Source organism: Pseudoalteromonas sp. NBT06-2, from assembly GCF_002276045.1.
GTDB lineage: Bacteria > Pseudomonadota > Gammaproteobacteria > Enterobacterales > Alteromonadaceae > Pseudoalteromonas.
In genome coordinates, this window is record NZ_NQMR01000202.1 from 1 (window position 1) to 9,648 (window position 9,648).

14 protein-coding genes are annotated in these 9,648 nt (G+C 35.2%); 1 reads left to right on the plus strand and 13 read right to left on the minus strand.

Going from position 1 to position 9,648, the window contains the following annotated elements:
* Positions 1 to 31: 31 nt before the first annotated feature.
* The 8 genes from CJF42_RS23670 to rpsF form a co-directional block, all read right to left on the minus strand.
* Positions 32 to 289: a PilW family protein gene (locus CJF42_RS23670; protein ID WP_095369014.1), complete on the minus strand. Its 258-nt coding sequence runs from the start codon at positions 287 to 289 to the stop codon at positions 32 to 34.
* The gene (locus CJF42_RS23675) at positions 282 to 734 is read right to left on the minus strand and encodes a type IV pilus modification PilV family protein (RefSeq protein ID WP_095369015.1); all 453 of its coding nucleotides are present in this window, start codon (positions 732 to 734) and stop codon (positions 282 to 284) included. The genes CJF42_RS23670 and CJF42_RS23675 overlap by 8 nt, the downstream gene beginning before the upstream one ends.
* Positions 731 to 1,183 carry a GspH/FimT family pseudopilin gene (locus tag CJF42_RS23680; protein WP_170940738.1) on the minus strand — a complete coding sequence of 151 codons (453 nt, stop codon included), beginning with the start codon at positions 1,181 to 1,183 and terminating at the stop codon, positions 731 to 733. The genes CJF42_RS23675 and CJF42_RS23680 overlap by 4 nt, the downstream gene beginning before the upstream one ends.
* Positions 1,184 to 1,185: 2 nt before the next feature.
* Positions 1,186 to 1,590 carry a type IV pilin protein gene (locus tag CJF42_RS23685; RefSeq protein WP_095369017.1) on the minus strand — a complete coding sequence of 135 codons (405 nt, stop codon included), beginning with the start codon at positions 1,588 to 1,590 and terminating at the stop codon, positions 1,186 to 1,188.
* A gap of 240 nt (positions 1,591 to 1,830) precedes the next feature.
* Positions 1,831 to 2,283: a 50S ribosomal protein L9 gene (rplI, locus tag CJF42_RS23690; protein WP_095369018.1), complete on the minus strand. Its 453-nt coding sequence runs from the start codon at positions 2,281 to 2,283 to the stop codon at positions 1,831 to 1,833.
* Positions 2,284 to 2,315: 32 nt separating this feature from the next.
* Entirely contained in the window at positions 2,316 to 2,543 is a 228-nt protein-coding gene (gene rpsR, locus CJF42_RS23695) for a 30S ribosomal protein S18 (protein WP_002962753.1), read from the minus strand.
* On the minus strand, positions 2,518 to 2,859 hold the full coding sequence (gene priB / locus CJF42_RS23700; RefSeq protein WP_095369019.1) for a primosomal replication protein N: 342 nt from the start codon (positions 2,857 to 2,859) through the stop codon (positions 2,518 to 2,520). Before priB ends, rpsR begins: the two co-directional genes overlap by 26 nt.
* A gap of 23 nt (positions 2,860 to 2,882) precedes the next feature.
* Positions 2,883 to 3,236 (minus strand): 30S ribosomal protein S6, encoded by a 354-nt coding sequence (gene rpsF, locus CJF42_RS23705; protein WP_095369020.1) that lies wholly within the window; start codon positions 3,234 to 3,236, stop codon positions 2,883 to 2,885.
* 544 nt (positions 3,237 to 3,780) lie between these two features.
* On the opposite strand from rpsF, the gene trxA reads away from it, so the two are divergent.
* Positions 3,781 to 4,098: a thioredoxin gene (gene trxA / locus CJF42_RS23710; protein WP_095369021.1), complete on the plus strand. Its 318-nt coding sequence runs from the start codon at positions 3,781 to 3,783 to the stop codon at positions 4,096 to 4,098.
* Positions 4,099 to 4,472: 374 nt separating this feature from the next.
* Here the strand turns inward: trxA and CJF42_RS28895 are convergent, their stop codons facing one another.
* The 5 genes from CJF42_RS28895 to CJF42_RS23730 all read right to left on the minus strand — a co-directional run bounded on the left by CJF42_RS28895 (position 4,473) and on the right by CJF42_RS23730 (position 9,325).
* Positions 4,473 to 4,805 carry a transporter substrate-binding domain-containing protein gene (locus CJF42_RS28895; RefSeq protein ID WP_353651702.1) on the minus strand — a complete coding sequence of 111 codons (333 nt, stop codon included), beginning with the start codon at positions 4,803 to 4,805 and terminating at the stop codon, positions 4,473 to 4,475.
* Positions 4,766 to 5,017, minus strand: coding sequence for a type 2 periplasmic-binding domain-containing protein (locus tag CJF42_RS28900; RefSeq protein WP_252097722.1), 252 nt, complete (start codon positions 5,015 to 5,017; stop codon positions 4,766 to 4,768). Before CJF42_RS28900 ends, CJF42_RS28895 begins: the two co-directional genes overlap by 40 nt.
* Positions 5,018 to 5,274: 257 nt before the next feature.
* The gene (gene rlmB / locus CJF42_RS23720; protein WP_095369022.1) at positions 5,275 to 6,024 is read right to left on the minus strand and encodes a 23S rRNA (guanosine(2251)-2'-O)-methyltransferase RlmB; all 750 of its coding nucleotides are present in this window, start codon (positions 6,022 to 6,024) and stop codon (positions 5,275 to 5,277) included.
* A 21-nt stretch (positions 6,025 to 6,045) separates the two neighbouring features.
* Positions 6,046 to 8,565, minus strand: coding sequence for a ribonuclease R (gene rnr / locus CJF42_RS23725; protein WP_095369023.1), 2,520 nt, complete (start codon positions 8,563 to 8,565; stop codon positions 6,046 to 6,048).
* A gap of 142 nt (positions 8,566 to 8,707) precedes the next feature.
* Positions 8,708 to 9,325, minus strand: a complete 618-nt coding sequence (locus CJF42_RS23730) for a tetratricopeptide repeat protein (RefSeq protein ID WP_095369024.1) — start codon at positions 9,323 to 9,325, stop codon at positions 8,708 to 8,710.
* Positions 9,326 to 9,648 lie beyond the last annotated feature (323 nt).

Consider the following 9,648-nt stretch of genomic DNA (forward strand, 5'->3'; position numbering starts at 1 on the left):
CATAGAAATTAATTTCACCTAAACTGCTGATTTAATTAGCACTTTGTGGAATTGTTATTTGATCTATGGTAACAATAACGCCGCCTTGTGTTTGCTTTAAACTCCGTGTAAAAGTTTGTGCGATAAAACGAAGCACTTCTTGTGCATTTTCTAAATTTTTACTTGATAAGATCAAACTCTTTATTGATGAGTACGCAAGTGATATTCCCATAATTAAAATGCATCCAACCAATAAAGCGATCATCAGCTCAACTAGGGTATAACCCGATTCTTTTTTAATATTACACATTACAATTTACCGGTAATTGAGGAAATGCAGCATTTATCGCTATTTGACTATCCAGATAATTATTTTGATCATCCATGATTTTATCTTCCTCAATAATTCTTTCATCACTCCCATTTACTGTAATAGTAAAATTATTTGTAAAATTACCCTCCTCCACGCCTTCAAATGCAAGGCCATAAGCCTCAAATTCTGGCTGTAAGTTTGAAATATAAGCTTCATCAAATGCTAAATTACCGTTTTGTAATACGCAGATATCTCCCCATATTCTTTCAATTGCATTATTTGCTTGGATCAAAGACACCGTATAATTAAAGCTATTCGTTGCATACTGTAAAGACTTTAATTGCCCTGAAGCTAAACCCAACAATGCAACACTTGTAATTATTAATGCAATTAAAACTTCAATTAAAGTAAACCCTTTACTCTGTGAATTTACAGTATTCATAAATAACTCGATTTTTTTTCAGTTAAACTTTGCCCACTAACATAAATAGATAAACGGTAATCTACTGTAGTATTATCATTATCTGTAATATCAAATTCACGTCCTTCTATAATTGAACCGGTGTCAGAAATAGTCATATCAGCCAAGCCTATTGCACTAATCGAACTATGTGTTGGCTTATATTCTAATAATATTTCCTCATTCTCAGCACCTACATTTACTTTAACCAACCACTTATTATGAGACATAGCCAAAGTGACTTCTCGTTCACGTTTTACAGCTTCACTTCGTGCAAATTTATATATGCTATGTAATTGATTAACATTTAATACCAATCTATCCTGTTTTATTTGTAGAGCAAAAGAAGGAATAGCCACAGCTGCTAATATGCCAACGATGCTAATAACAACAAGTAACTCAATAAGTGAAAAACCTTTAAACTGATTCATCGCTAATTCCAGCATTCATTAAGTATTGCAGTTGTCAACCCTTGATGATTTATGCTCATAGCACCACATTTATCATTAGATTGAGAACTATTAGCATTAGGGGTAGCTGTTAATATGAAAGTTTTAGAGTCGTTTGCATTATTTATTGTAGCTGCTGCTGAAGGGGCATAGTTAAAACTATAGTAATCTGTTGCTACAATATTATTTTCATCGGGATAGAAGCCTAAACGCGTATATCTTCGTTCTAAATTCGCAACTTGTTGCAGCATCAACTGTTGGATATCGGCTCGACGGCCATCTTGTACATATTGACTATAAGCAGGTAACGCAACAGAATATAAAATGCCCATAATAGCGACAACTACCATCATCTCTATTAGTGTGAAACCTTTACTATTCGCTTTCATGCAATTACCTCCTGTATATTTATCAATCAAGCAGACAAGTAGAATACAATGACAACGATGTCATCACAATTAAATGTACTAATTCAACAAAAACTTATAGCTATATAATATGCTTTAATAATAGGTACGAAACTATACGTGACAAATATAGGGACTGGACAATAGATTAATTCAGGAAATAAAAAGCTGTGTAAAAACACAGCTTTTAAGAGTTATAAACTCACCAAAGTGAGCTAATAATTAAGCTTCAGCAATAACAACAACTTTAATAGTTGCAGTAACGTCTGAGTGTACTTGAATTGCAACGTCAAACTCACCTAACTCACGGATAGTACCTAGAGGAAGACGAACTTCAGACTTAGCAACTTGCACACCAACAGCAGAGATAGCATCAGCGATATCACGAGTACCGATTGAACCGAATAACTTACCTTCATCACCAGCTTTAGATACTAAAGTAACTTCAGCTAGTGCGGCAAGAGTTTCAGCGCGCGCTTCTGCAGCTGCATGTTGTTCAGCAATTTTAGCTTGTAATTCTGCACGACGTGCATCAAAAGTTTCAATGTTTGCTTTAGTTGCAGGAACAGCTTTACCTTGTGGGAAAAGGAAGTTACGAGCATAGCCCGATTTAACTGCAACTTGATCGCCTAGAGTACCTAGGTTAGCGATCTTGTCTAATAAAATAATTTGCATTTATCCACACCTTAAAAATGTTGATCCGCTGCTTACTTATGTAAGTCAGTGTATGGAAGAAGGGCTAAGTAACGAGCGCGCTTAATAGCGGTAGCTAGTTGACGCTGATATTTTGCGCTAGTACCAGTAATACGACTTGGTACAATTTTGCCACTTTCTGTAACATAGTTTCTAAGAGTAGCTAGATCTTTATAATCTATTTGTTGTACGCCTTCCGCTTTAAAGCGGCAAAACTTACGACGTCTGAAATAACGTGCCATGAGATAAATCTCCTAAACTAATTCTGTTTATTTGTTGAGCATGTAGAACTAATTGACTTAGTCCATTGCGACCTTCATGGCGATTTAAAAATCCCGTGATAGCCAAGCCCTGCCCAACTTCTAAATTTTGAGTATGTTCAATAATTGAATGACCACTGGCAACAACTTGAATACGAACATAACTATTACGGTTAAATCCAGCTTCAACTTGCTGCGACTTGTGTTCCAACACTAATATACAATGCGGAATACCAGCCGGGCTTTTGCTAAACTTTGGCGTTTTACATAAAATACCAGATATATTCAGCTCATTCATATAGATACATTACTCAACAACGATTAAGCTGCTGCTACTGGAGCTGCTGCTTCTTTTTTCTCTTCTCTTGCAAGCGGAGATGCTTCAGTTACTGCGTTTTTAGTACGGATAACTAAGTTACGTATAACTGCATCGTTGTAACGGAAAGTAGTTTCAAGCTCGCTTACTACTTCAGATGTTGTTTCAACATTCATTAGAACATAGTGTGCTTTATGAAGTTTGTTAATTGGGTAAGCCAGTTGACGACGACCCCAATCTTCTAGACGGTGGATAGTACCGCCAGCTTCAGTGATTGAACCTGTGTAACGTTCGATCATACCTGAAACTTGTTCACTTTGATCTGGATGAACCATGAATACGATTTCATAATGACGCATGGGTATTCCTTACGGTTAATTAGCCTTTTATCGTTCGACCGGTCGATTTAAGGCAAGGAACTAATATTAAGTTGGTCGAAAGAGCGCGTATTTTACACAGATCATGGTTATGAAGCAAATATTCATTTTTTCAAAGACTGAACATAATTATACTACGGTGCAGCAGTCTGATCCGTACCACCAGTAAAGTAATATTGATAGTTACCTATAGAATTAAGAGCTAACAAACAGTTAAAAAGTGCTGAATTTATTAAAAAACAATAAAAGTACAATCAACATAGATATAACAGATACTACTATACCCATGCTGCATCGAAATTTGCAATTTCAGTAAGTCGAAAAGCGTGCCAAATGCGAGACATAAGATGTGTCGTTAAGTCATTCTCAACAAATATCTTATAGCAACGCAGTTGGCCGCTTATCGCCTTACCCTGCGGGAGTTAGGGTAGAAAATGATTACAGCGTTATGATTCATAATCAGGGAATACCATGAATTACAAATATATAAATACTGTTCAAATAAAAATAAGGTTAAGGTAATAATATGAGTAAATATATAGAGTTAACCAATGATAACTTTGATGCTACAACAAATTCAGGCGTGGCATTAGTCGATTTTTGGGCACCTTGGTGTGGTCCTTGTCGAATGATAGCGCCAATCATCGAAGAGTTAGCTGAAGAATTTAAAGATCAAGCTGCCATTTGTAAAATAAATACTGATGAGCAACAAGATCTAGCTTCTAAGTTTGGCATTAGATCTATTCCAACGATACTTTTAATGAAAGATGGAGAAGTTGTTGAAACAATGGTGGGCGCTTCTTCCAAACAGGCATTCACTGATAAAGTTAATGCATTGTTATAGTTGATGATACTTTACTCCCTCCAACAAATAAGAGGGAGTATAAAAAGATAGAAATATTACTCGTTATTTCTAAAAGAATTTATAAAGCTAGTAAAAGGGTTAGTACCAAAATATTTATTGTACGGTTTATTCATTCCGCCATCTCTTATTTAATGCGTTAAAAATAAATTTAGATAATTAGGGGCTGTTGATCTTTCAGGGTTAAATTTTGTTCGAGAAAGATCAACAGCCCTTAATCCAAGCAACTTCATTTTATTTTGCAATCAAAGTTACAAAATCATCATAATTTGGCAAATAAGGTCCTGCAACAAAACCCCTAAACTCTTTTGCTTTGAGTTTAGTTTTAATATTGGTACTGGTTGAGATAAGTGCATCTATTTTATCTTGGTACAAACCAAAGAATACCTCGTTTTAACTTTAAAATGCAGTATAATTTTTTGTGCCCAAATTATTTTTTTAACATATGCCAAGTATTCTGTTTCATGTGTTGTACCAAGAGCAGTACCCACTTTAACATTTTTTAAATCAGAAAAGTCTTTTATACCTGAACTCTTTTTAGATATAACTTGAAATTTAAATACAAAATAAGGATCGGTGAAACCAACGAATTTAGCTTTTTCTAGCGTATCAGAGGTTGAACCTACCATAATGTCTGTTTTACCAGAAATTAAAGAGGGAATTCTATCTTGCCAAGTAAGATATTTGATTTTACACCTAAGGCTTTGGCAAAATCATTACAATAATAAACATCAAAGCCAGCAGGTTTATTGTATTTATCAAAATAACCCATTGGGGGGAAACCTAAAACAACATCACAATTTAAAGTACCTGATTTTATTACATCATCCAGTTTAGCCGCATTCACAAAAGTTGTGAATATTAACGCTAATACAATTAAAATTTTTTTATTTAAACTCATGTTTTTACTCATGTAATTAAAAATAATATTCATATAATAAAATAAAACGTCAAGATAATTTAAAAAGTTTAACATTGCATCATGTAATAGACTTAAATAATATAAAAAACAATAAACATACAACTTTCATTCAATCTATATTGCTGGTATTTATATTAATTAATATAGTGGATTAGCTTAACAGCTACGATGATTAACAACTTATTGATAGGATTTTGAACAACCTAATTTGTAGGTTGATCAAACCATATTTGAGTTTATAAACGCCTTTGTCTTAATACTTCAAACAAACAAATACCCGTTGCTACTGAGACATTTAAGCTTGAAACTGTGCCAACCATAGGGATTTTTACTAATGAATCACAATGTTCACGCGTTAAGCGTCGCATACCTGTGCCTTCAGCACCCATAACAATGGCTATTGGCCCGGTTAATTTAGCATCAAATACATGTGTATCTGTTTCACCAGCAGTGCCAACAACCCAAACGCCTTGTTCTTTAATTTCTCTTAAAGTACGCGCTAAGTTTGTTACTTGAATAAGCGGGATAGTTTCAGCTGCACCACATGCTACTTTACGTGCAATACCGTTTAATCTTGCCGAATTATCTTTTGGCACTATTATGGCATCCGCCCCCGCAGCATCGGCATTACGTAAGCATGCACCTAAGTTATGTGGGTCGGTAATACCATCTAAAATCAAGAGAAATGCATCTCCATTTTTTGCAACTTTATTAGCTAAAATAATATCTAAATCTTTTTCACTATATTTTTTACCCGCTTTTACCTTAGCAATTATGCCTTGATGTTGTTCACCTTTAGATTTTTCATCTAAGGTTTTTCTATGCATATATTGAATAGAGACACCAAACTGTGCTGCATTTTCTAAAACAGGCATTAAGCGTTTATCATCACGGCCTTTAAGTGCGTAAATTTCAATAAAACGCTCAGGTTCAGTATTTAAAATTGCTTCAACTGAATGAAAACCAAAAATTAATTCATTACTCACTTGCTGTTCTCTCCTCTATCCTTATTCACTAGAACGCTCACGTGCATTTTTACCTGGGCGATTTTTCTTTGCTTTAGACTTAGTTTTTGATTTTTTAGCCTGCTTATTGCCAGTTTTTGAATCAGTTTGAGTTGTTTTACGTTTATTAGGTTTACGTTTTTTATGTTTACTAGGTGATTTTTTATGTTCTCTAGTATCTTCTCCCTGTTCACCTGTATTTTGCTCATCACTTTTATGAGATGAAATTTTAGGAATTTCACCAGATTTAAGCTGCTCTCTTACACTTTTTTTAGCCGGTGTATATCTGCGAGGAGATTTAGGTGATGTGGTGCCATTTTGCTTACGGCGACGGGCATATCTATCGATAACAGCATCTTCAGCTAAAATTAAGTTGATCCGTCTTTGTTCTAAGCTAACAGATACGACACTCACTCTTACTTTGTCACCTAAGCGATATACTTTTTTAGAGTTTTCACCAACTAATAGGTGCTTAGCACCATCAAATTGGAAAAAATCATTAGTAAGTGATGTAATGTGAATCAAACCATCGATATATAATTCATCCAAACGGATAAATAAACCAAAGCTAGTGACTGATGAAATCACACCGGTGAATTCATCACCAACATGGTCTTGCATAAATTCACATTTTAGCCAATCAGCAACTTCTCTTGTTGCATCATCAGCACGGCGTTCAGTTTTAGAACACAGCTCACCTAATTGATTTACTTCATCAGGGTTATAAACATATTCACCTGAAGTTTGCTGACCTTGCGCTTTAATCACTCCTTTGATTGCACGATGTACAACTAAATCAGGGTAACGGCGTATCGGTGACGTAAAATGAGCATATGCAGGTAAAGATAAACCAAAATGACCAATATTACCTGACTGATAAACTGCTTGTTTCATTGAACGTAATAACATTACTTGGATCAATTCAACTTCAGGTCTTTGTCTTAGTTTTTCAATGCACTGTGTTATTTCTTTAGGATTTGGCTCCTCAGACAATGGATTTTCAATGCCTAGTTCACCTAAGAATTTTCTAAAATTTGATAATTTTTCAGGATCCGGTTCATCATGAACACGATATAAGGCACTTGCTTCATGCTTTTCAAGTAACCGTGCCGCTGACACATTTGCTAGGATCATGCACTCTTCAATTAACTTATGTGCATCATTACGCTCAATTGTAGTTACAGCTTCAATCTTACGATGAGCATTAAATACAAACTTAGGCTCTACTGTTTCAAACTCAATTGCACCGCGATTTTGACGGGCAGATTTAAGCGAAAAATACATTTTATATAAATTTTTCAAGTGAGGAACAACATTTTGATTAGCTTCAATTTGCTGCTCATCCCCTTTTAATATTGCAGAAACTTGGGTATAAGTCATACGTGCATGTGAATTCATCACAGCTTCATAAAACTTATAACCCGATAAACGACCCGCATCTGAAATAGTCATTTCTGCCACTAAACACAATCGGTCTACTTTAGGGTTTAATGAACATAAGCCATTTGATAATACACGTGGCAACATAGGCACCACTTGTTCAGGAAAATAAACCGAGTTACCACGATTAATTGCTTCTTCATCTAATGCTGAATCTTTAGGCACATAATGAGATACATCAGCAATTGCAACCCACAAACGCCAACCGCCTGATTTTTTAGGTTCACAATAAACGGCATCATCAAAATCACGTGCATCTTCACCATCTATGGTTAATAGTGGTAAATCACGTAAATCAACACGACCTTGCTTTGCTGACTCTTCAACTTCATCAGCTAAAGGTGCAACTTGTGATTCAACCTTTTGAGGCCATACATAAGGAATATCATGGTTACGAAGTGCCACTTCAATTTCCATACCTGGTGCCATATGATCACCAATCACTTCAAGTACTTTTGCCACTGCATCCATACGCAGGCTTGGTCTTTGCGTTATTTCAACTTGCACCATTTGATTATGGCGCGCACCTTTTTCACTACCAGGCAAAATCATAATATTTTGTGTAATACGTGGATCTTCAGGGATCACTAATGCCATACCATGATCAACAAAATAGCGACCAACTATTGCCGCTCTTTGCCCTTCAATAACACGTACTATACGCGCATCACATTTGCCACCTCGGCCTTTAGATGTCGGTTTAGCAAGTACAATATCGCCATGTAAAACAGTTTTCATTTGATGTTTAGGAATAAACCAGTCTTTACCACCGGCTTCTAGTTCCAAAAAGCCAAAGCCATCTCTATGACCTATAACTTTACCTTTAACCAACTCTGATTCATCAATAATGCAATAGCATTTAGATTTATTAAAGAAAATCTGTCCATCGCGCTCCATTGCACGTAAACGACGTTTTAAACCGATTTCACGTTCTTCATCTTGCACTGAAAGTTCATCACACAATTCGTTGAAACGCGCAGGTTTAGTACGGTTTTGCATATGTGCTAAAATAAACTCCCGGCTGGGAACTGGGTTATCGTATTTTTCTTGTTCTCTAGTTAGAAATGGATCCTGTTCAGACATTAATGGACTTTTTGAATTGAATATGTAGTTATTTTAAACCAAAATCGAACAATGAGACAGGAGAAGTTAAGATTAGCGCTATTTAGCGTCAATATTTTGAAAATAAATAACGCTAATATTCATTTTATTGAGTTATAATTGTTTACAAGGCACGCTTTGCACGTTTAATCACACTTGGCGGCATTTTAGTCTCTAACTGACTTAACAAGGCTGTAATTTTTTTATATACTTTTTTATCTGCTGTCACCGAGTTAAATAACCAGCGATACGCATTTTCATAATCTCTAGGACTGCCAACACCTCCATTAAATATTGTTACCAACCGCATTTGCGCATTTAAATTACCTAATGAAGCAGCTTCACGTAAATATATAACTGCTTGGTCTAAATCTCTTTGAACAAATTTAGCTAAATGATAATAACGACCCATTTGTTCTAAAGCCTCAGGCAAACCTTGCTCTGCTGCCAAACGCATATAATAAATGCCTTGCTCAATATCACGATCAATACACACTGCATAAGCTAACATATCACCAAATAAAAACTGATATGCCGGAATGTTCATTTTTATAGCACGTGCTTCAATATCTTGAACAAGCTGACAATTATCTAATTTAACTCGAGTTAAATGACTATTTGTCTTAATTAAATCTAATAGCTCATCTTGAGAATATATTTGCACTGCTTCAAGAGGCGCTGCAGCTTTAACTAACAGTGGGACAATACATAAAAATAAATAAACAGATAATTGTTTCATCATAGTGCTGTTTCGAATCTCAATTGAAGCCACTTGGTGGCATTCTTTTATGGTTAATAATTATTAAGCATTTTATAGCTGTCAAAAATGATATGATAACCTTAGTTCGGGTTAAGTAATTTTCTTGAAAGTTTAAATTACCTACTACAGTATAAAATTATTCAATTTTTATGCCAAATACGGCAAACACATCTTATATACCCGTGCAACTTGAGAATGCAGGTTTCAGTGCTTGGGTATATATAGATTAGCATAAACCGATGACCCACTAAAAAACAGACATAAAAAAAGCCACTATAAGGTCAACACTGATCAGTTAAGAAAAC

Coding starts and splice junctions, on each gene's coding strand:
- trxA (WP_095369021.1), top strand. CDS start 3,781: ATGAGTAAATATATAGAGTTAACCAATGATAACTTTGATGCTACAACA.
- CJF42_RS23675 (WP_095369015.1), bottom strand. CDS start 734: ATGAATACTGTAAATTCACAGAGTAAAGGGTTTACTTTAATTGAAGTT.
- priB (WP_095369019.1), bottom strand. CDS start 2,859: ATGAATGAGCTGAATATATCTGGTATTTTATGTAAAACGCCAAAGTTT.
- CJF42_RS23680 (WP_170940738.1), bottom strand. CDS start 1,183: ATGAATCAGTTTAAAGGTTTTTCACTTATTGAGTTACTTGTTGTTATT.
- rpsF (WP_095369020.1), bottom strand. CDS start 3,236: ATGCGTCATTATGAAATCGTATTCATGGTTCATCCAGATCAAAGTGAA.
- CJF42_RS23685 (WP_095369017.1), bottom strand. CDS start 1,590: ATGAAAGCGAATAGTAAAGGTTTCACACTAATAGAGATGATGGTAGTT.
- rpsR (WP_002962753.1), bottom strand. CDS start 2,543: ATGGCACGTTATTTCAGACGTCGTAAGTTTTGCCGCTTTAAAGCGGAA.
- CJF42_RS23730 (WP_095369024.1), bottom strand. CDS start 9,325: ATGATGAAACAATTATCTGTTTATTTATTTTTATGTATTGTCCCACTG.
- rplI (WP_095369018.1), bottom strand. CDS start 2,283: ATGCAAATTATTTTATTAGACAAGATCGCTAACCTAGGTACTCTAGGC.
- rnr (WP_095369023.1), bottom strand. CDS start 8,565: ATGTCTGAACAGGATCCATTTCTAACTAGAGAACAAGAAAAATACGAT.
- CJF42_RS28900 (WP_252097722.1), bottom strand. CDS start 5,017: ATGAGTTTAAATAAAAAAATTTTAATTGTATTAGCGTTAATATTCACA.
- CJF42_RS23670 (WP_095369014.1), bottom strand. CDS start 289: ATGTGTAATATTAAAAAAGAATCGGGTTATACCCTAGTTGAGCTGATG.